Below are 17954 nucleotides of genomic sequence, written 5' to 3'. Positions count from 1 at the left end.
TCAGCGGCATTCCGCATCGACGACTTCACGCACGCGGTCGAGGAACTGCGCGAGGTGGCCCGCGGTGTCGGTGGGGAGATCGAGGGCGAACTCCCGGATGCGGGCCGTGACGGGGTCGATGGCGTCGGGGTCGACGTCGCGGTCGAACGGGACCACGAACTTGCTGCGCCGGTCGGCCGGATTCGCGACGAATGCGATCAGCCCGCCGGCGTGCAGGCGGTCCAGCATCCCGGTGACGGATGCCGTGGAGATGGCGAGGGATTGGGCGATCTCCGTCGGAGTGATGTTCGCGCCGGTGTCGGCGCGTTCGAGGATGAGGCGCATGGCGGCCCGCGCATTCTCGCTCGGCCCGCACTCCGTCTGGCGGCGTCGGGCGAGACGTGCCTCGGCGAGGCGGAGACGTTCGACCGCCTGCGCGGCGGTGGTCGCGGGGTCGTGTGCGGTCTCGATCGTCATGCGTCTCCTCCGGGTCTGGCCCCCGTCGCGCCATTGTAGTTCGGTAGCCGAGATTCCAGAGGACGGAACTACCTCGCGCCCGGGTCCGACGAAGCGCTCTTCCGGAGATTTCCCGCGAATTCACTTGGCGATAGTTAGGCAACTTAGTAAAATATGAGCAGGTGGCATCCTCGGAAGGAGGGGCTCATGGGCTCGTTGTTCTACGGTTCCTCCGAGCGCGCGATCGAGATCCCCGATCGGGTCCTCGCGCACGTGAAGGTCGTCATCGCCACGAAACTGCGTCGTGGGGAGAGCTTCACGATGTCGTGGCGGCATCCGTCGGGTGAGGTTGCCGGTCGCAGCACGATCTGGCTCCAGCCCTCGATCCCGCTCCGCTTCGTGTTCGGCTCGATCGAGCCGGAGATGCTCGACCCGGCCCTCCTGCAGACGTACGCGAATTCCGCGAACTCCTCGAGCGGCCTCACGGTCGACCTCGAGACCCACGACGTCATCACCACGTCGGTCGACGCCTCGTAGGGCGCGTCGGCCCGCCCGTCGCGGCCCCGCGTGCGTCTCAGGCTCGACCGGACGCGTGCCGGTGCGCGATGGCCGACATCCACTGCATCCCCGGGCACGGGGGAGCGTTGCGCCCGCGCATGCGCTCCCACGCCTCGACGTAGATGCCCTCGAGCAGCCGCTCGGCCTTCGTCGCCACGCCCGTCAGCGAGAGCAGGATCGCGTAGATGCGCGGCGAGGTCGCGTCGTAAAAGGCGACGAACGCGTCGCAATCGCCCGACGCCGCCCGCACGAGCAGCGCATCGAGATCTTCCTCGCGGGTTGCCGGGGACTCGGCATCCGTCATCGTCATGGGGCACCTCCGCGGCCGACGTGGTCCCAGTCAAGCGCGAAGCGTCGTCTGCGGCCGGGGGTTGCGCAATGCGGACCGGTGCCGTAGCGCCGGAAGACCGGGAGAGAAGGGTCCGCGAGCGGTCGTCAAGCCTGGCGGATGTCGGGGGCTCGCGCTCTAGCGTGCTCCTATGAAGTCGTTCGTGCGCTGGGCGCTGGCCCTGGCAATGATGTTCGCCGGTATCTCCCACCTCACCTTCGCGCGGCGGGACTTCCAAGCCCAGGTGCCGGATGCCCTGGTGGAGCACGGCCCGCTCGATCGGGACGCGGTCGTCGTGGCATCCGGCGTGGTGGAGGCGGCGTTCGGTCTCGCCCTCGTCGCGTTGCCCAAGGAGCGTCGTCGGATCGGAGCCGCTCTGGCCGCGTTCTTCATCGCGATCTTCCCGGGGAACATCGACCAGTGGCGCAAGGGACGGTCGGCTTTCGGTCTTGACACCGATCAGAAGCGGTTCGGACGCCTTTTCTTCCAGCCGGCGCTCGTCGCGGCCGCCTGGTGGTCGACCCGGTGAACCGCGCGTGAGCGACATCGTCAGCCTCGAGCTCGTCTTGGACGACGAGTCCGACGCGGCGATGCGCGAGGAATGGGACGCGCTCGCCGCGGCCGATCTCCCCAGCCAGGCGCGCCACACGGGGGAGAGCAATCGTCCGCACATCACCCTGCTCGTGCGCCCGAGCCTGCCGGATCTCGATGCGGCGCCCCTCGCCGACGCCCTTCCCCTGGGGATGACCCTCGGTGCACCCGTGCTCTTCGGTGCGGGGCGCACGAGGGTGATCGCGCGCTCGGTCGTCCCCTCGGCGGCGCTGGTGGACCTCCACGCGCGGGTGCACGACCTCGCGGGGGCCGGGGACGACGCCGACCACACGCGACCGGGAGCGTGGACACCGCACGTCACCCTCGCGCGACGGGTCGCGCTGGATCGCGTCGGCGACGCGCTGCGGGTGCTGTCCGAGCACGCCCCTCTCGAGCGATCGGTGCGTGCGGTCGGCATCCGCCGGTGGGAGACGGCCACGAAGACCGTCTCGGAGGTCGTCGGCCGTGGCACGCTGGAAGGGTGCTGACCGATGACGCCCTCGCCTTCCTGAGCGAATACCACCTGGCCACCCTCTCGACCCTCGGCCGGTCGGGTCGCATCCATTCCGTCCCGGTCGGATTCACCTACGAAGACGGCGTCGTGCGTGTGATCGGATCGCGCGGGACGCAGAAGTTCGTCAACGCCGCTCGCTCCGGGCGCGCCTCGGTGTGCTCGGTCGACGGTGCGCGATGGATGAGCTTCGAGGGCACCGCGCGCGTGAGCGACGATCCGGATGCCGTGGCGCACGCCGTCAAGCTGTACGCCGCGCGATACCGGCAGCCGCGCGTGAACCCCGAGCGCGTCGTACTGGAGATCGACGTCGAGCGCGTCCTGGGCTCGGCCGCGCTGCGGGGCTGACGCAGGCAGCGGGACGCGGGCGCGCGGCACGAACGCGCGGCACCGTCAGCGTCCCCGCTCCGCGGCGGGGAACGCGATAGTCTTCATTGTCTCCCCCGGACACAGGTGCGCGTTGTCGGCTGAGGGGAGGATCGCTTGACGCAGGCATCGCTGGATGGGCGCCTCGACGAGGTGCTGCGGGTCCTGGCCGAGCGCGTGCGCCGTCTGCGCGAAGAGCGCGGCTTGACGGTGCTGGCCCTGTCGTTCGAGGCCGGGCTGTCGGAATCCCGCGTGCGGGCGATCGAAGCGGGTCGCACGACGGCGTCGCTGGCGACGCTGGTCGCGCTCGCCGAGACGTTCGAGGTCGAGGTCGCCCAACTCTTCGGGGAGGCCGCTCCCGTTCCGGCGTCGCCGTCCCCCGTGCCGCACAGCGCGTACGTGGTGCCGAGCGAGGTGGTGTGGGGCGGGGAACTGCCGCCGGCTCCCTGGCTGACCGCGGCACCGGCCGCCGCCGTCGTGAGCCCGTACGTGGTGCCGAGCGAGGTCGTGTGGGGTGGAGAGCTGCCGGCGGCACCGTGGACCTCGGCCAGGGCGGCGCCGACGATGCCCGAACCGCCCGACGAGCCGAAGGCCGTCGTCCCTGCCGGCAGAGACGAGACGCGCGAGGTGCCGCGAGCCGTGACGCGGGCGACGGAGGCCTCCTGGGGCGGGCACCTCCCGCCGGCGCCGTGGACGAACGTCTCCGAGCCATCCGACATCGTGCCCGCACCGCCCGCGCAGACCGTCGTGCCGGCTCCGCCGGCGCCCGGCCACCCGCATCGGCGTCCCGCGGACTCCGGGTCGCCGTACGTCCTGAAGGCGTCCGGATCGGCGGCGATGCGGCAACCCCGCACGTTCGCGGAGCTGCGTCAGGGGGCCCTCGCCGGCCGTGAGTTCACGTCGCTGCGAGAGTTCGCGATCGCCGCGGTCGTCGACGGCGGCTTCTCGGCGGTCGCGGTCGCCCGCGTCTTCCGCCTCCCCGTGTGGCGCCTCGAGCAATGGGTCGTCGAGGCGGGACACATCCGCCGTTGAAGGGCGGGACGCGCCATCGGGCGCGCCCCGCCGAGGTCACAGAGCGCGCAGCTTCTCGAGCAGCGGAGCGGCGATCTCGTCGACGAAGCGCTGCTGCTGCTCGTCGCCCACCTGGACGATGGCGATGTCGGTGAAGCCGGCGTCGATGAACGGGCGGACGCTCTCGGCGAGTTCATCGAGGTCGGGGCCGCACGCGATGGAATCCGCGACATCCTCCGGGCGCACGAACTGCGACGCGCCCGCGAAGCCCGCAGGCGTCGGCAGATCGGCGTTGACGGCCCACCCGCCCGCGAACCAGCGGAACTGATCGTGCGCGCGCGCGATCGCGGCATCCTTGTCGGGATCCCAACTGATCGGGATCTGGCCGATCTTGCGGGACTCGCCGTCGTGGTGGGCGTCCCAGCCGCTGATGAGGTCGCCGTCGGGCTCCGTCGTGATGAGGTGATCGCCGAGGGGTGCGAAACGCTCGATGGAGTGCTCGCCCGACACGGCCACGCCGATCGGCACGCCGCCGTCGGGGGCGTCCCACACGCGAGCGGAGTCGACGCGGAAGTACTCGCCGTCGTAGGTGACGAGGTCGCCGGTGTGCAGCGCGCGGATGATCTCGATGGCCTCGACGAGCATGTCCTGGCGCGCGTGCACGGCGGGCCAGCCCTCGCCGACGACGTGCTCGTTGAGGTTCTCACCGGATCCGAGACCGAGCGTGAAGCGGCCCTCGGAGAGCAACTGCAGCGTCGCGGCCTTCTGCGCGACGACCGCCGGGTGGTATCGGACGGTGGGGCACGTGACGTAGGTCATGAGTTCGACGTCGGTGGTCGCCTGCGCCACCGCGCCGAGCACGGTCCAGGCGTAGGGAGCGTGGCCCTGGCTGGTGAGCCACGGCGAGTAGTGGTCGCTGGAGACGAGGAAGTCGTAGCCGGCGCGCTCGGCGCCGACGGCGTAGTCGACGAGCGCCCGCGGGCCGCTCTGCTCGGTCATGAGGGTGTAGCCGAATCGCGTCATGTCGGCCACGGTAGGACGACCACCGGGGCGTCCCGCCGGGGTTGCGCTCGCCGTTCGGATACGGCAGACGAAACGGGCCCGCGGCCGGAGCCGCGAGCCCGTCACCGGTTCGGAGAGTCAGCCCTCGGGGGCGTGGATGACCTTCTCGCCGTCGAAGGTCTCCCTCTTCTTCTTCTCGTCGTCGTTGCGGGTCTTGCGCAGGCTCGCGATGGTGGCGACGGCCACGGTGGCGGCGATGAACAGCAGCGAGAACCAGATCGGAATCTCGGGGACCCACAGCAGCGGCTCACCGCCGTTGATGAAGGGCAGCTCGTTGACGTGCAGCGCGTGGAAGACGAGCTTGACGCCGATAAAGGCCAGGATGACGGCCAGACCCTGCGCGAGGTAGACGAGGCGCTCGAGGAGGCCGCCGATGAGGAAGTACAGCTGGCGCAGACCCATGAGCGCGAAGGCGTTCGCGACGAACACGATGTAGGCCTCGTTGGTCAGACCGTAGATCGCGGGGATGGAGTCCACCGCGAAGACGAGGTCGATGAAACCGATCGCGATGATGACCAGGAGCATCGGGGTGACGAAGCGCTTGCCGTCCTTGCGGACGGTGAGCTTGTCGTCGTTGTACTCCTCGCTCACGGGCAGGACGCGACGCACGAAGCGCATGAACTTGCCGTTGGCGGGGTCGCTCTCGCCGTGCGAGAACGCCTGTCGGTAAGCCAGGAAGAGCAGGAGGGCACCGAAGATGTAGAAGATCCAGGAGAAGTTCTCGATGAGCGCCGCGCCCACGGCGATGAACGCACCGCGCATGATGAGCGCGATCACGATGCCGATCATCAGCACCTTCTGCTGATACTTCTTCGGCACCGCGAACCCGGTCATGATGATGAGGAACACGAAGAGGTTGTCGATCGACAACGCCTTCTCGGTGAGATACCCGGCGAAGTACTCACCGCCGAAGGTCCAGCCCGAGAAGATGCCGATGCCGACGCCGAACAGCAGGGCCAGGCCGATGTAGAACGCCGACCAGCGGGCGGATTCGCCGATCGACGGTTCGTGCGGCTTGCGCACGTGCGCGAAGAACTCGAAGACGAAGAACGCGATGGTGATCGCGATCGTGATGATCCAGACGAGGGGGGTGACGCCCACGGCGGCCTCCAAGGGAAATAGGTGTACGAAAAGACACCAAGGTCTCCTCCACCCGGCGAGATGGGCCGACGTCCCGGGATCACGATGGCGTGATCCGTATTGACGAGAACGTCGCGGTGGGAGTACTCCCCTTGCTGCGACCATCTTACGGGACGCAGCTGTACGTTCCCGGTCTGGACGTCGCGCTCGCCGCTGTGGTAGGGGTCAGGGGCGAGCGGGCGCCGGGTCTTGGCGCGTCATCACCGGGGTGCCGGCCCGACCACGGTGTCGACGAGGGTGCGCATGTCGTCGAGCCCGAAGTCCTCGCGGCTCAGCGCACGCAGGATGACACCGCCCACGAGAGCGTCGGCGGCGGCCTCGAGCCGAGCGCCGGCGGCTCCCCCCATGGCGACGGCGAGGCGATTCATCAGCGGCGCCGCCAGGATCTCGGTGCGCAGTCTTCTGCCCGTCTCGGAGCTGCCCGCGGCCGCGGCGACGAGGGAGCGCAGCAGGCCCTCACCGTCGGGACTCGCTCGAAGGGTGAACAGATCGCTCAGCCAGGTCGCGATGTCGGCCCGAGCGTCCCCGGTGTCGGGGAGCTCGCGCTGAGCCCCGAGGAGGCGTCGCTCCAGGATGGCTTCGGCCAGGACGTCGCCCTTGCTCGGCCACCATCGGTAGATGGTCTGCTTGCCCACTCCGGCGCGCCGGGCGATGCCTTCGATCGTGAGGAGGTCGTAGCCCTGCTCGGCGAAGAGCGCGGCTGCCGCGTCGAGGATCGCCGAGCGGGCCGCCTGACTGCGGATCGGTCCACTGCGCGGAAGGGCCATGACACACATTCTGGACGACGGCTCACAGAACAAGACGAGACGGTGCGTGTTATCTTTTTCCCGCTGATCGAGGCCGACGGTGCTCTCGCGCGCACCGCACGAGAGGAATACCTGAATGGCCGAACTGCTGCACCGCCTCGGAACGTTCGCCGCACGCCGCGCCTGGACGGTCATCGTCGCGTGGGCCGTCATCCTCGGCATCGTCGTCTCGGGCTTCCTCGTCGGCTTCAAAGGGCTCAGCTCCAGCTTCGACATCCCCGGTACGGCATCCGGTGACGTCATCGCCGAACTGCAGGACGAGCTCCCCGATTTCGCCGGTGCAGCGGGCACGGTCGTGTTCCGCACCGACGACGGCTCCGCGCTCACCGATGCGCAGCGCACGGCCATCTCGGCACTCGTCGACTCGTCGGACGACCTTCCCGACGTCGCCCGGGTGACCGACCCCTTCACCGCCCAGGAGCAGCTCGACGCTCGACGTCAGCAGCTCGTTGACGGGCGCGCTCAGCTCGACCAGGCGCGCGCGCAGGCCGAGGCGGGTCAGCAGCAGCTCACGGAGGGGGCGGCGCAGCTGGAGGCCGGCCAGCAGCGTCTCGACCAGGGCCGGGCACAGCTCGAGGCAGCGGGGCTGCCCTCCGCGCAGAAGCAGGAGCAGGTGGCCGCCCTCGAGGCGCAGCAGCAGCAGATCGACCAGCAGCGCTCGGCGCTCGAGCAGCAGCAGGCGCAGCTCACCGCAGGCCTCGCGCAGATCGACGCCCAGCAGACGCAGCTCGACGACGGGGCCGAACTGCTCGGGTTCGCGGATGCCATTCGCCTCGTGTCGGAGGACGGCTCGACGGCGATCGTCAGCGTCTCGTTCGACAAGCCCCGTCTCGAACTGACCGAGGCCTCGAAGGAAGCGGTCGTCGAGCACTTCTCCGACCCCGTCGCCGGCGTCGAGGTGGCCTTCAACACCGAGATCTCGCAGGGCGTCCCCGAGATATTCGGCGTCGGTGAGGTCGTGGGCGTCGCCGTCGCCGGGATCGTCCTCGTCGTGGTCCTCGGCTCGCTCCTGGCCGCCTCGTTCCCCATCGTCACCGCGATCATCGGCGTGGCCATCGGCGCCATGGGCACGCTGTCGTTCTCGGGGCTCATCCAGATGGCCTCCGTCACCCCGTTCCTGGGCGTGATGCTGGGCCTCGCCGTGGGTATCGACTATGCGCTGTTCATCCTCTATCGCCACCGCCGACAGCTGTTGGCCGGGGCCGACGTACGCGAGTCCATCGGGTTGGCGAACGGTACGGCCGGCAATGCCGTCGTGTTCGCCGGGTCCACCGTCATCGTGGCCCTGCTCGCGCTCAACATCACCGGCATCCCCTTCCTCGGCCTCATGGGTACGGCCGGAGCGGTCAGCGTCCTGGTCGCCGTGCTCATCGCGGTGTCGCTGACGCCGGCTCTCCTCGGCCTGGCGGGGACGCGAGTCCTCGGGCGTCGGGCGCGCGCCCGCGCGGCGATCGCGGCCGACGCGGCGGATCATCCACGACGTGCCGCGCGGACGGCATCCGTCGATCGAGACGAGCACCCGCGGCGCTCCTCGCGCACGGCGACCGGCCCGGGCGCGCCGACTGCCCGGCCCGTCCGGCCGATGTCGACCCTCCGCGCGGTCGTCACGATGATCGTCGCCACCCTGGCCCTGCTCGTCGTGGCGATCCCGGCCCTCTCGATGCGCCTGGGACTGCCCGACGGCGGATCGGAAGCTGCGGACTCCACCGGCTACAAGGCCTTCACCTGGAGTGAGCAGGCCTTCGGCGCCGGCTCGAACGCCCCCCTGCTGGTCACGGCCTCCCTCCCCGCCGGTACCGCGGAGGCCGATGTGCAGGGTCTGCAGCTCGACGTGGCGCGCGAGCTGTTCGCCCAGGACGACGTCGCCGCCGTCGCTCCCGTCGCCGTCTCCGACGATCGCACCCTGGCCGCTTTCCAGGTCATCCCCACCGAGGGGCCCAACGCGGTGTCCACCGATCGGCTCGTCCGCGACCTTCGCGCCCTGCCGCCCGTCGACGGTGATATCGCCCTCGGAGTGGCGGGGGCCGCGGCGATCAACATCGACATCTCCGAGGGACTGGCCGAGGTGCTGCCGATCTACCTCGTGGTCGTCGTCGGCCTGTCGTTCCTCATCATGGTGATGGTCTTCCGTTCGCTCCTGGTTCCGCTCATCGCGACGCTCGGCTTCGTGCTGTCGCTGTTCGCGACCTATGGGGCCGTCACCGCCGTCTTCCAATGGGGCTGGCTGGGCGGGCTGTTCGGCGTGCACAATCCCGGCCCGATCCTGAGCTTCCTTCCGGTGATCCTCGTCGGCATCCTGTTCGGTCTCGCCATGGACTACCAGCTGTTCCTGACCACGGGCATGCGCGAGGCGTGGGCGCACGGCGCCGCGCCGCGCCTCGCGGTGGCGCAGGGCTTCCGCGCCGGGCGCACGGTCGTCATCGCCGCGGCGGTCATCATGATCTCGGTCTTCTCGGGCTTCATCACCTCGGAGGCGGTGATCATCAAGTCGTTCGGCCTCGGGTTGGCCCTCGGCGTCCTGTTCGACGCGTTCGTCGTGCGGATGCTGTTGATGCCCGCCCTCATGCACCTGCTGGGCGGGTCGGCGTGGTGGTTGCCGAAGTGGCTCGAGCGCATCGTGCCCAACGTCGACGTCGAGGGGGCGGCCCTCGAGCGCCGTCACCCCGGCCACCACGGAGTGTGAACACCGCCGACGGGGCCGCGCAAGCCCCGGTCGGCGACCGCACGGACCCCTCAGGATGCCACCAAGGACCCATCCCGAGGAGGACGACGATGACCGATCGCGAAGAAACCCAGGACGCCCCCGTCATGGACGGCGCCACCGACGCCGGCGTCGAGGAGAAGAAGGACGGCGCGCGGGAGCAGCAGGCCGCGGATGCGGCCGTGCAGGACGATGCGCCGCAGAGCGACATCGTCCCGGGCGACGCCTCCAAGGAAGACCTGAAGGACGACCTGCGCAGCATCCGCGGCTACGGCGAAGACCGCTGACCCGGACGACGACTCCCGTCCGGAGCCGTGTGGGGGACGGGCTCGACGGGCGGGAGTCGTCGCGGACGCCGTATCGGCGTCATCCGCGCCGGCGATGCCGGGGCCGGGTAGATGCAGAGTACGCCTGCCGCGCGCCCCGCACGAGGGATCTCAGCCGATCCGAAGGCGACGCCGGAGCACCTCGCGGATTCGCCATGTCGCCTCGCGGAGTCGATGGCGTCGCGCCGCCCGCGACAGCGTCAGCGCCCATCGCGTGAGGACGGCCGATTCGTCGTAACGGCGTGCGCGCTCGACCGCCTGCCGGCGCATGCGCTCGAGAGCGGGCTGATCGAGGGATGCCGCCCGCACGAGCGCGTCGGCGAGGGCGTCGACATCGCCGGCCGGCACCACCCATCCCGTGCGGCCGTCGACGATGAGCTCGCGCGGACCGTAGGGGACGTCGTAGGCGATGGGCAGGCAGCCCGCGGCCATCGCCTCGGCGACGACCAGCGAGAAGGCCTCGGACCGACTCGTCATCAGCAGTACGGATGCGCGCTGCAGGGCGGTTCGGGCGGCGGGGTCGAAACCGTGGAAGCGGACCCCGTCGACCCCGGCCCCTTCGAGGCGGGTTCTGGCCGGACCATCGCCGTAGACGTCGAGCTCGAGCGACGGGACGCGCCGCCGGGCACGGGCCACGGCATCCACCGCGTGCTCCACGCGCTTGATCGGCTCTAGGCGGGCCAGCACGACCGCGCCGTCGCGGGGGAGGCTCGTCTCGACGTCACCCACTTCGACGGGGTGGGGCACGACGGCCAGGAGCGGCGCCGGGCCCACCTGACGGCGCACGTCGCCCGCTTGGCGCACGGTGCACAGCACGACCGCGTCGAACGCGCTCAGCCGCGAGAACACCTCGGCGCGCGACGGGCGGATCGCGGTGCCGTCGTCGGTGAGGTGCGAGCCGTGCACGATGTGGAGCACGACGACGCCCGGCCGCCGGTAACCCGCGGCGAAACGGGCCATGGCCTTGCTGTCGACGAGGAGGAACGACCTCTCGCCGGCCGTCAGACGGTCGAGCCAGGCCGCGTACAGCTCGCGTACTCCGCGCCACGCGGCGCGAGGGGCGCCGGCAGCGTCGCACGTGACGATGACGCGGCGCGTCCGGCCGGAGGAGTGCGGGACGTCGCGGCGATCGCTCGCGGCCACCGTCCCGTCGGCGCGGAGATGGTCGATCTGCAGCACCGCGCCCTCGGCATCCGTGCGGATGCGTCTCACGACGACCCCGCCCGACCTCTCCTCGATCGCCCCGGCGGGAAGCGGGGCGAACCCGGCCCCGGCCGCGACCGATCGGCCGCGCAGGTCGTTCTCGCGCAGCCAGTCCCACAGGTTCGTGAGCCGGACGCCCTCGCCGAGGGCGTCGCGGCGGGACAGTTCCTCCGCGACCGCTGCCCGGTCGTCGCGGTCGTCGCACGTGAGCACGTGCACCGGCGCACCACGACCAGCGAACAAGCTGGAACGCCGCAGGAGGGCGGCGGTCAGGCCGCCGTACTCGCGCGGAACGCCCCAGGTGAGGACGAACTGGCGCCCGCGGGGCAGGATCGTGCCGCGGGTCATCCGGCGTCGTCGGTGGGGATCTCCCCGGCGGCGATCGCGTCGGCGTAGGTGCGGATGTCGGGGCCGGGCTCGTAGTCGATGAAGCGGTCCTTGATGCGCGCGTTGATCTGCGCGAAGGCCTCGTCCGACGAGATCCCCTCGCTCTCACGCGCGACCGCGACGACGGCCTCCCGCAGCACGCCGTCGGCGTCGTCGAGGATCTTCTGTCGTGCGGGCTCGTTCCACCGGATGTCCGAAATGTCCATGGCCCCGAGCCTAAGACGGCCCGGATCGCCGTCATCCCGGGGTTGCGCCCGATGCGCAGGTGTGCGGCGTCGTCGTGGCAACCCCGCCTGCGAGCCGCGCCCGCGCCCGCAGGATGAAGGCATGCCGATGGATGCCGTGAGCGCCCTGCGAACCGGAGTGCGCGACCTCTCGTGGTGGGTGAAGGACTACGCCTACGCCGTGCGGGCGCAGCTGCGAGCCCGGGGAAGCGGAGGAGACCTCGACCTGGAGGAGGGCGAGGGGCGCCCCATCGTGCTGCTGCCCGGGATCTACGAGACCTGGCGCTTCATGGAGCCGCTGGCCCGCGCCCTGCACGAGCGTGGACACCCGGTGCACGTGGTCGCGGAGCTGGGGGACAACCGTCGTCCGATCGCCGAGTCCGCCGATCGCGTCGCGGCACTGCTGGTGTCGCGCGACCTCCATGACGTCGTGCTCGTGGCCCACAGCAAAGGCGGCCTGATCGGCAAGCACGTCATGGCCTTCGACCCGGAAGGGTCCCGGGTGCGGGCGATGGTCGCGGTCGCGACGCCCTTCGGCGGATCCCGGTACAGCCGCCTCATGCCCACACCGTCGTTGCGCGCGTTCGCGTCGGGCGACGCCACCATGCGAGCACTGGCGAGGGCCGCGGACGCCAACGCGAGGATCGTGTCCGTCTACGGCCCGTTCGACCCGCACATCCCGGAGGGCAGCGAACTCGCCGGTGCCCGGAACGTGGAACTGGCCGGCGGAGGGCACTTCCGCGTGCTCGCCGACCCACGAGTCATCGCCGAGGTGGTGCGCGTGGCGGAGTGAGCGCCTCTCAGCGCCCTCCGCCTCCGCCTCCGCCCGAGCCCCCTCCCGAGAAGCCGCCGCCGAAAGACCCGCCCGAGAAGCTCCCCGAGCCGCTCGTCGTGGTCGTGACCGGGGCGCTCGCCATGCGCAGCGTCCCCATCGTCGACAACAGGGCCGCCGACGAGAAGCCGCCGCCGCCGCGGTACCAGTGCAGATCGTCGCCGCTCTCGCGCACGCGGGTGTCGAGCGCCTCCGACCACTCCTTCTCGACGCCCCACACGATCGCCCACGGCAGCAGACGTTCGTAGAGGTGGAGCACCTGGCGAGGATCATCCGGGTCGATCGGACGACGCTCCGCCCCCTCGGGACTCTGGAGCACGCGCAGGCGGTCCGCCTCCGCGAGCTGCAGGTACTCGCGCAGCCCCCGAAGGTGGTCGCGTGCCGGTGCTCCGGCATCCGTGATCCGATCGCGGTAGCGCAGCAGCGCGAAACTCAGGATGCCGAGCACCACCGTGACGGGGACGGCGGCGATCTGCCACCAGGCGGGCGCCGTCCCCATCGCCGCGAAGATGAGCGCGAGCACCGCGAGGACGAACGCGCCCACGGCGACACCCGCCGCGGCGACGGAGCGGCCGGGGTGCTGCTTCTCGCTCCACCCCCTCGAGCGCAGTTCGGACGCGGCGGCGTGGGGGAGCCGTTGCAGAGCCTTCGCGACGTCCTGGCGATCGGGCCCCAGCGTCACGCGGGCTCCGGGTCGGGCGGCCGCACCGAAGACCGCGCCGAGGATCGCACCGTGCAGCGCGTCGGCGCCTTCCGCCGTCACGAGCTCGAGCGAGAGGCTCCGCGCGTCGCCGTCGTCGACGATGCGGAGGTGCCCCGCCACGGCGGTGTCGACGATGGCGGCGGGGATGCCGGTGCCGCGACGCGCGACCAGCTCGGCGCCCTGCAGCACGTCGACCCCGGCCGGTGGGTCGTACTCCGCCACGATGACGCCCCGGCCCTCGGCATCGCGTCCGCGACGCCGGGCCCTCACCGCAGCGGCCACGGCGACGAGCCCGACACCGACGGCGCCGAGAGACCCGGCGGCCAGCACTGGGGCCGTGTCGACGGAGAACTGCTCGAGCGGGGTGCGCACCACCTCTCCGGGGACGAAGGTGCCGCGGACGAAGCCGACGGCCATCGTGACGTTCTCTCCCGGGCCGAGATCCTGGGCCCCGGCCTCGAAGATGAGGCCGTCGGCGTCGATCGTGCGGGAGATCTCGCACCTCTCCGACGCTCCCTGCGCCCCGACATAACACGCTGCAGCGCCCTCGAGCGCGGCATCCGTCAGAGCGGGATCGACGCGGAGCCGGGCGCTCACCGCCCCGAACGGCTGATCCCACTGCGTGCCGTTGACGTCCCGGTAGAACTCGTCCGCGTCCGTGTCGGCGAACGAGCGGATGGCATCGCGCTGCGTATACGAGATGACGTAGGTCTGCACGCCTCGCACGAACGAGTCGTCACCCGTGAGCACCCGCACCTCCCGTCGATCCGTCTCCACGTCGTAGGCGACGGGGGCGCCGGAGGCATCGGTCACCGAGAGCACCCGCGTCTGCAGGGGCACCCCGTCGTAGTCGTCGGGGATGGAGCGGATGATGCCGCGGTTCTGATCCACGTCGGGGAAGCGTGCGACCAGGGTTTCGGTCACCGCGAGCTCCGCGTGCCCGTCGTCGGCTCGGGAGAGCGTCATGTCGGCCGCGAACGAGTCGAAGGCGAAGTCGCCGACGTCCGCGCGCGCCGGTGCGGGGACCGCCGTCGCTCCCAGCAGGACGAGAGCGAGAACGATCAGACCGATCGCGAGACGGGGGAGCGGGCGAGACGACCGCGCGATGACGTCCATCCTCCGACGCTACCCGCGGCCGTGCGGCGGCGACTCCCTCGTGAGGCGGAGTCAGCGCAGCAGGATCGAGGCGTCGGGATCGTCCGCGACGAGATCGTCGACGGTCACCGCCGTGACGTCGACCGACTCCAAGGTCGCCGTGCCCGACACGGTCGTGAGGAACGCGGTGTCGGCGGCGTCTCGACCCGTCGCGATCCGGACGAAGTGGGCGCGGGGCGCGAGGCGGGTGGCATCCACGACCTCCCAGCGGCCGTCGACGAACGCCTCGACCACGGCGTGGAAGTCCATCGGCTCGAGCCCCGGGGCGAAGACGGACACGAGTCGAGCGGGGATCCCCGCGGCGCGAAGCAGGGCGATGGTGACGTGCGCGTAGTCGCGGCAGACCCCTGCCCCCTCACGCAGCGTGTCGAGGGCGGTGTCGGTGGGTCCGCTGACGCCGGAGACGTAGTCGAGGTTCTTCGAGACCCACTGGGTGATCTGTCGCGCGCGTTCCCGCACGGATGACGAGGAGAAGGCCGCCACCTCCGAGATCCTCGGATCGTCCGACGGCGCGTAGCGGCTGGGGCGAAGATAGCGAACCGGGTCGATCTCGGCCGAGGGGGCCGGCGCGGAAGGTGTCGAGACGGAGCCGCGGTAGGTGACGCTGGTCCGTCCCGCGGGGAGGACGACGCGATGCGCTCTCGTGCCGTGCGCGTCCGCGATCTCGGCCGCGGGGATCGTCCGGCCGGCCGAGGCGATCGTCAGGGTCTCGTCGTCGGCCCATCCATCCGCGGGGGTGATGGAGAGCACCACGTCCGCCTCGGCTTCCGTGGACAGGATGATGTCGACGCCGACCGACGCCCTCACGCGGCCGCGTCCGATGCGAGCGGGGCGGGCCGCGGACTCCGCGCCGGGGGACAGCACGATCCGCCCGCACCGCACAGGTCGGCGACGGCGCACCGCATCCGGTTCAAGAACTCCGTGACGGCGACCGTCTCCTCCTCCGTCATCCCGCGAGTGGCCCGCATCATCCGGGCGTGCATGTCGGTGAGGGTGTCGCGGATCTCGTCGTCGGCGTGCGCCGTACTACTGACGAGCACCTTCCGTCGGTCGGAGGGGTGGGGGCGGCGCTGAAGATGCCCCGATTTCTCGAGCCGGTCGAGGAGGGCAGTCATGGACGCGGTCGACACGCCCAGATGCCGGGCGAGATCGATGGGGGTCACGGGGGAGCCGGTCGCGGCAGCGCGCGCGAGGAAGCGGAGGACGAGCAGTTCGTTCTCGCCCATCGCCATCGATTCCTGGGTGCGCCGACGCATCGCCATCTCGGACGACCGGTAGGCGCGCATGGCCTCCATGATCCGCGCGCCTCGCTCATCGTCGGTGCTGTCGCTGTACCAGTACGACGGAGGCGAGGGGGTGTCGATCGTCATCGTGCTCCTAATATCTCGCTTGCCTATTCGCTAGTCTACCTAGTAAGTTCAATCATGAGCAACGAGCAAAGGGGAAACATCATGGCGAAGCTCTTCTACGGCACCACGACGGAGCCCATCGACATCGACGACCGTCTTCTGGCGCACGTCAAGGTGGTCGTCTCGACCAAGCTCCGCCGCGGCGAGAGCTTCACCCTGTCGTGGGTGCACGGCCCGGATCAGCCCGTCGGCCGGTCGACGATCTGGCTGCAGCCCTCGATTCCGCTGCGCTTCGTCTTCGACTCGGAACAGCCCGAGGCGCTCGATCAGAACCTTCTGAAGCGCATGGCGAACGACGCCAACTCCTCGCGTGGGCTCAGCCTCGACATCGCACTCGACGAGCCCGCCACGGCATCCGTCCCTGCTCGCCAGGCTCCCCAGGCGCAGAAGGCTGCGCGCAGCCTCGCCCGCGCCGCCTGACAGGGAGTGCGTCCCCGGTTCGACGGGGGACACGATCGCCCGCCCGGACACCCAAGAACGGAACATCTGCATGGAACCCCTGGCATCGTGGGAGCTCCCCACTGAACCGATCTCGGTCATCACCGCGGAGGCCCTCGAAGCCCTCAGTCCTCGGTGACGGCCTCGCCCGGTGGGGTGGCGTCAGCGCCGTGACCCTCGGCTCGGATCCTCACCACCGCACCGGCGAAAATGAGGGCGCCGACCGCCAAGAAGCCGAGCTTGGGCTCCGTGGGCGAATCCGCGGGGAAGACCAACGTCGGGGTCGCGAGGACCACGGCCGCGACTCCACTGAGCACGGCGCCCCAGGGGCGTTGCGTTCGCGCCACGCGTCATCTCCTCTCGTGGGTCGTCGAGGTCAGCCTAGGCGACCGGTTCGGCGCCATATCCTTCCCGGCGCCCGCCGTCTACCGTGGGGCCTCCCGGTCGGAGCATACGTATCGTGGGCGACCCGATGGAAGGAGTGCGCCGTGCGCATCGCAAGAACCCCCCTCATGACCTCTGCTCTCCTCGCCGCCACGATCGCGCTCGCTCCCGCACCGGCCTTCGCCGCCACCACCGATGCGGTGGGTGTCCACAGCGACGTCGTGTCCGTGGCATCCCCCGTGTCGGCCGCCGTCGCCGAGCAGGCCGAACCGGACTCCGAGGCGGAGGCGGGACGACTGGCCTTCGTGCTGGTTCCACTCCTGGGAGCGGCCGTCGTCGTCATCGGCGCGATCGTCGTCATCTCACGAGGCCGGCGCGGCCGCCGAGGCGACTGACCAGCGGCGCGCTCAGGGGACGATGTACCCCGCGGCCCGCACGAGCGCGTACCACTCCGCCCGGGTGAGCGGGATGTCGGAGCCCGCGGCGGCATCGGTGACCCGCGCCGGCGTCGTCGTGCCCAGCACGACCTGCACCCCCGCCGGATGACGCGTGATCCACGCCACCGCGATCGCCAGGGGCTCGACGCCGTAGCGGCCGGCCAGATCGTCGATCACCCGATTGAGCTCCGCGTACTCGGGATGACCGAGGAAGACCCCGCCCCCGCCGCGTGTTCCCTGCAGGGGGGACCATGCCTGGATCGTGATGCCCTCGATGCGGCAGTACTCGACGAGGCCGCCGCCGTCGAGAACGGCGGATTGGGAGGCGGTCTCCATGTTCGCGGCGAGACCCTGCGCGACGACGGGCGCGTGCGCGATCGACAGCTGCACCTGATTGGCGACGATCGGCTGGCGCACCGCGGTGCGAAGGAGGTCGATCTGGCGGGGCGTGTGGTTCGAGACCCCGAACGCCCGCACCTTCCCGGATTCCTCGAGGTGGTCGAAGGCGCGGGCCACCTCATCGGGCTCGACCAATGCATCGGGCCGGTGGAGCAGCAGGACGTCGACGTAGTCGGTGCGCAGAGCCCGCAGGGAGCCCTCGACCGACGACACCAGGTGCTCGTAGGAGAAGTCGAAGTACGGCCCCTCCGGGACGATGCCCGCCTTGGTCTGCAGACGGATCTCGGCGCGCTCCGCGCCGCTCAGGGAGAGGGCCTGAGCGAAGCGCTCCTCCGCGGAGTGCAGCGATCGCGCGTAGATGTCGGCGTGATCGAAGAAGTCGATGCCGGCGTCACGCGACGCCTGGTAGAGCGCGCGGACCTCCGCATCGGTCTTGTCGTCGATCCGCATCATGCCCGCCACGACGTTGGGGACGGAGAGACCGGAGGAGCCGAGGGGAACGGTGCGCATCGTTCCACGCTAGTCGGCTCCGCGCGGGTCGGAGCCGA

General features: G+C 70.7%; 22 protein-coding genes. 10 read left to right on the top strand and 12 right to left on the bottom strand.

Going from position 1 to position 17954, the window contains the following annotated elements; translation table 11 throughout:
• Nucleotides 1-456 carry a MarR family transcriptional regulator gene (locus RWH44_RS03180; protein WP_298871182.1) on the bottom strand — a complete coding sequence of 152 codons (456 nt, stop codon included), beginning with the start codon at nt 454-456 and terminating at the stop codon, nt 1-3.
• A gap of 186 nt (nt 457-642) precedes the next feature.
• Here RWH44_RS03180 and RWH44_RS03175 point away from each other — a divergent pair, with 186 nt between their 5' ends.
• Entirely contained in the window at nt 643-972 is a 330-nt protein-coding gene (locus tag RWH44_RS03175) for a DUF7882 family protein (RefSeq protein WP_316003451.1), read from the top strand.
• Between the two features lie 37 nt (nt 973-1009).
• Here the strand turns inward: RWH44_RS03175 and RWH44_RS03170 are convergent, their stop codons facing one another.
• Nucleotides 1010-1303, bottom strand: coding sequence for a sigma-70 family RNA polymerase sigma factor (locus RWH44_RS03170; RefSeq protein WP_316003450.1), 294 nt, complete (start codon nt 1301-1303; stop codon nt 1010-1012).
• 169 nt (nt 1304-1472) lie between these two features.
• On the opposite strand from RWH44_RS03170, the gene RWH44_RS03165 reads away from it, so the two are divergent.
• The 4 genes from RWH44_RS03165 (at nt 1473) to RWH44_RS03150 (ending at nt 3821) form a co-directional block, all read left to right on the top strand.
• Complete coding sequence (locus RWH44_RS03165) at nt 1473-1850, top strand: DoxX family protein (protein ID WP_298871188.1); 378 nt, start codon at nt 1473-1475, stop codon at nt 1848-1850.
• Between the two features lie 7 nt (nt 1851-1857).
• Nucleotides 1858-2400: a 2'-5' RNA ligase family protein gene (locus RWH44_RS03160; protein ID WP_316003449.1), complete on the top strand. Its 543-nt coding sequence runs from the start codon at nt 1858-1860 to the stop codon at nt 2398-2400.
• Nucleotides 2394-2771, top strand: a complete 378-nt coding sequence (locus RWH44_RS03155; protein ID WP_316003448.1) for a PPOX class F420-dependent oxidoreductase — start codon at nt 2394-2396, stop codon at nt 2769-2771. Before RWH44_RS03160 ends, RWH44_RS03155 begins: the two co-directional genes overlap by 7 nt.
• Before the next feature lie 135 nt (nt 2772-2906).
• Nucleotides 2907-3821 carry a helix-turn-helix domain-containing protein gene (locus tag RWH44_RS03150; RefSeq protein ID WP_316003447.1) on the top strand — a complete coding sequence of 305 codons (915 nt, stop codon included), beginning with the start codon at nt 2907-2909 and terminating at the stop codon, nt 3819-3821.
• Between the two features lie 36 nt (nt 3822-3857).
• On the opposite strand, the gene RWH44_RS03145 is transcribed toward RWH44_RS03150, so the two are convergent.
• The 3 genes from RWH44_RS03145 to RWH44_RS03135 form a co-directional block, all read right to left on the bottom strand.
• A complete protein-coding gene (locus tag RWH44_RS03145) occupies nt 3858-4823 on the bottom strand; it encodes an LLM class F420-dependent oxidoreductase (RefSeq protein ID WP_298871198.1) in 966 nt (321 codons plus the stop codon).
• A 117-nt stretch (nt 4824-4940) separates the two neighbouring features.
• Nucleotides 4941-5963 carry a TerC family protein gene (locus RWH44_RS03140; protein ID WP_316003446.1) on the bottom strand — a complete coding sequence of 341 codons (1023 nt, stop codon included), beginning with the start codon at nt 5961-5963 and terminating at the stop codon, nt 4941-4943.
• A gap of 239 nt (nt 5964-6202) precedes the next feature.
• On the bottom strand, nt 6203-6769 hold the full coding sequence (locus tag RWH44_RS03135) for a TetR/AcrR family transcriptional regulator (protein WP_316003445.1): 567 nt from the start codon (nt 6767-6769) through the stop codon (nt 6203-6205).
• Between the two features lie 115 nt (nt 6770-6884).
• Between RWH44_RS03135 and RWH44_RS03130 the strand changes: the two genes are divergently transcribed.
• Together RWH44_RS03130 and RWH44_RS03125 are read left to right on the top strand one after the other, a co-directional pair.
• The gene (locus RWH44_RS03130; RefSeq protein ID WP_316003444.1) at nt 6885-9491 is read left to right on the top strand and encodes an MMPL family transporter; all 2607 of its coding nucleotides are present in this window, start codon (nt 6885-6887) and stop codon (nt 9489-9491) included.
• An 89-nt stretch (nt 9492-9580) separates the two neighbouring features.
• The gene (locus tag RWH44_RS03125) at nt 9581-9796 is read left to right on the top strand and encodes a hypothetical protein (RefSeq protein WP_298871206.1); all 216 of its coding nucleotides are present in this window, start codon (nt 9581-9583) and stop codon (nt 9794-9796) included.
• 150 nt (nt 9797-9946) lie between these two features.
• On the opposite strand, the gene RWH44_RS03120 is transcribed toward RWH44_RS03125, so the two are convergent.
• Both RWH44_RS03120 and RWH44_RS03115 read right to left on the bottom strand, forming a co-directional pair.
• Nucleotides 9947-11386, bottom strand: a complete 1440-nt coding sequence (locus tag RWH44_RS03120) for a glycosyltransferase (protein ID WP_316003443.1) — start codon at nt 11384-11386, stop codon at nt 9947-9949.
• Nucleotides 11383-11631 carry a hypothetical protein gene (locus RWH44_RS03115; protein WP_298871210.1) on the bottom strand — a complete coding sequence of 83 codons (249 nt, stop codon included), beginning with the start codon at nt 11629-11631 and terminating at the stop codon, nt 11383-11385. Before RWH44_RS03115 ends, RWH44_RS03120 begins: the two co-directional genes overlap by 4 nt.
• 121 nt (nt 11632-11752) lie before the next feature.
• Between RWH44_RS03115 and RWH44_RS03110 the strand changes: the two genes are divergently transcribed.
• The gene (locus tag RWH44_RS03110; RefSeq protein WP_437127260.1) at nt 11753-12442 is read left to right on the top strand and encodes an esterase/lipase family protein; all 690 of its coding nucleotides are present in this window, start codon (nt 11753-11755) and stop codon (nt 12440-12442) included.
• A 7-nt stretch (nt 12443-12449) separates the two neighbouring features.
• On the opposite strand, the gene RWH44_RS03105 is transcribed toward RWH44_RS03110, so the two are convergent.
• The 3 genes from RWH44_RS03105 to RWH44_RS03095 are packed head-to-tail and all read right to left on the bottom strand — an operon-like array spanning nt 12450 to nt 15709.
• A complete protein-coding gene (locus RWH44_RS03105; protein ID WP_316003442.1) occupies nt 12450-14300 on the bottom strand; it encodes a DUF2207 domain-containing protein in 1851 nt (616 codons plus the stop codon).
• Nucleotides 14301-14351: 51 nt separating this feature from the next.
• Nucleotides 14352-15146 (bottom strand): transglutaminase-like domain-containing protein, encoded by a 795-nt coding sequence (locus RWH44_RS03100; protein ID WP_316003441.1) that lies wholly within the window; start codon nt 15144-15146, stop codon nt 14352-14354.
• Nucleotides 15143-15709 carry a MarR family winged helix-turn-helix transcriptional regulator gene (locus RWH44_RS03095; protein ID WP_316003440.1) on the bottom strand — a complete coding sequence of 189 codons (567 nt, stop codon included), beginning with the start codon at nt 15707-15709 and terminating at the stop codon, nt 15143-15145. Before RWH44_RS03095 ends, RWH44_RS03100 begins: the two co-directional genes overlap by 4 nt.
• Before the next feature lie 81 nt (nt 15710-15790).
• Between RWH44_RS03095 and RWH44_RS03090 the strand changes: the two genes are divergently transcribed.
• Nucleotides 15791-16168, top strand: coding sequence for a DUF7882 family protein (locus RWH44_RS03090; RefSeq protein ID WP_298871222.1), 378 nt, complete (start codon nt 15791-15793; stop codon nt 16166-16168).
• Between the two features lie 143 nt (nt 16169-16311).
• Here the strand turns inward: RWH44_RS03090 and RWH44_RS03085 are convergent, their stop codons facing one another.
• Entirely contained in the window at nt 16312-16533 is a 222-nt protein-coding gene (locus RWH44_RS03085; RefSeq protein WP_316003439.1) for a hypothetical protein, read from the bottom strand.
• A 165-nt stretch (nt 16534-16698) separates the two neighbouring features.
• Here RWH44_RS03085 and RWH44_RS03080 point away from each other — a divergent pair, with 165 nt between their 5' ends.
• Nucleotides 16699-16965 carry a hypothetical protein gene (locus RWH44_RS03080; protein WP_316003438.1) on the top strand — a complete coding sequence of 89 codons (267 nt, stop codon included), beginning with the start codon at nt 16699-16701 and terminating at the stop codon, nt 16963-16965.
• Nucleotides 16966-16977: 12 nt separating this feature from the next.
• Here the strand turns inward: RWH44_RS03080 and RWH44_RS03075 are convergent, their stop codons facing one another.
• The gene (locus RWH44_RS03075) at nt 16978-17916 is read right to left on the bottom strand and encodes an aldo/keto reductase (RefSeq protein ID WP_316003437.1); all 939 of its coding nucleotides are present in this window, start codon (nt 17914-17916) and stop codon (nt 16978-16980) included.
• Between the last annotated feature and the right edge of the window lie 38 nt (nt 17917-17954).

Source organism: Microbacterium phycohabitans, from assembly GCF_032464935.1.
GTDB classification, from domain to species: Bacteria; Actinomycetota; Actinomycetes; order Actinomycetales; family Microbacteriaceae; genus Microbacterium; species Microbacterium phycohabitans.
The sequence above is the reverse complement of the archived record's forward strand: the minus strand, read 5'-3'. Positions and strand labels throughout refer to the sequence as shown.

What these genes read in the sequence shown, in the direction of transcription:
- RWH44_RS03165 (WP_298871188.1), top strand. Translation starts at nt 1,473, where the DNA reads ATGAAGTCGTTCGTGCGCTGGGCGCTGGCCCTGGCAATGATGTTCGCC.
- RWH44_RS03105 (WP_316003442.1), bottom strand. Translation starts at nt 14,300, where the DNA reads ATGGACGTCATCGCGCGGTCGTCTCGCCCGCTCCCCCGTCTCGCGATC.
- RWH44_RS03175 (WP_316003451.1), top strand. Translation starts at nt 643, where the DNA reads ATGGGCTCGTTGTTCTACGGTTCCTCCGAGCGCGCGATCGAGATCCCC.
- RWH44_RS03075 (WP_316003437.1), bottom strand. Translation starts at nt 17,916, where the DNA reads ATGCGCACCGTTCCCCTCGGCTCCTCCGGTCTCTCCGTCCCCAACGTC.
- RWH44_RS03120 (WP_316003443.1), bottom strand. Translation starts at nt 11,386, where the DNA reads ATGACCCGCGGCACGATCCTGCCCCGCGGGCGCCAGTTCGTCCTCACC.
- RWH44_RS03110 (WP_437127260.1), top strand. Translation starts at nt 11,753, where the DNA reads ATGCCGATGGATGCCGTGAGCGCCCTGCGAACCGGAGTGCGCGACCTC.
- RWH44_RS03080 (WP_316003438.1), top strand. Translation starts at nt 16,699, where the DNA reads ATGACCTCTGCTCTCCTCGCCGCCACGATCGCGCTCGCTCCCGCACCG.
- RWH44_RS03170 (WP_316003450.1), bottom strand. Translation starts at nt 1,303, where the DNA reads ATGACGATGACGGATGCCGAGTCCCCGGCAACCCGCGAGGAAGATCTC.
- RWH44_RS03115 (WP_298871210.1), bottom strand. Translation starts at nt 11,631, where the DNA reads ATGGACATTTCGGACATCCGGTGGAACGAGCCCGCACGACAGAAGATC.
- RWH44_RS03090 (WP_298871222.1), top strand. Translation starts at nt 15,791, where the DNA reads ATGGCGAAGCTCTTCTACGGCACCACGACGGAGCCCATCGACATCGAC.
- RWH44_RS03130 (WP_316003444.1), top strand. Translation starts at nt 6,885, where the DNA reads ATGGCCGAACTGCTGCACCGCCTCGGAACGTTCGCCGCACGCCGCGCC.
- RWH44_RS03095 (WP_316003440.1), bottom strand. Translation starts at nt 15,709, where the DNA reads ATGACGATCGACACCCCCTCGCCTCCGTCGTACTGGTACAGCGACAGC.
- RWH44_RS03125 (WP_298871206.1), top strand. Translation starts at nt 9,581, where the DNA reads ATGACCGATCGCGAAGAAACCCAGGACGCCCCCGTCATGGACGGCGCC.
- RWH44_RS03180 (WP_298871182.1), bottom strand. Translation starts at nt 456, where the DNA reads ATGACGATCGAGACCGCACACGACCCCGCGACCACCGCCGCGCAGGCG.
- RWH44_RS03145 (WP_298871198.1), bottom strand. Translation starts at nt 4,823, where the DNA reads ATGACGCGATTCGGCTACACCCTCATGACCGAGCAGAGCGGCCCGCGG.
- RWH44_RS03135 (WP_316003445.1), bottom strand. Translation starts at nt 6,769, where the DNA reads ATGGCCCTTCCGCGCAGTGGACCGATCCGCAGTCAGGCGGCCCGCTCG.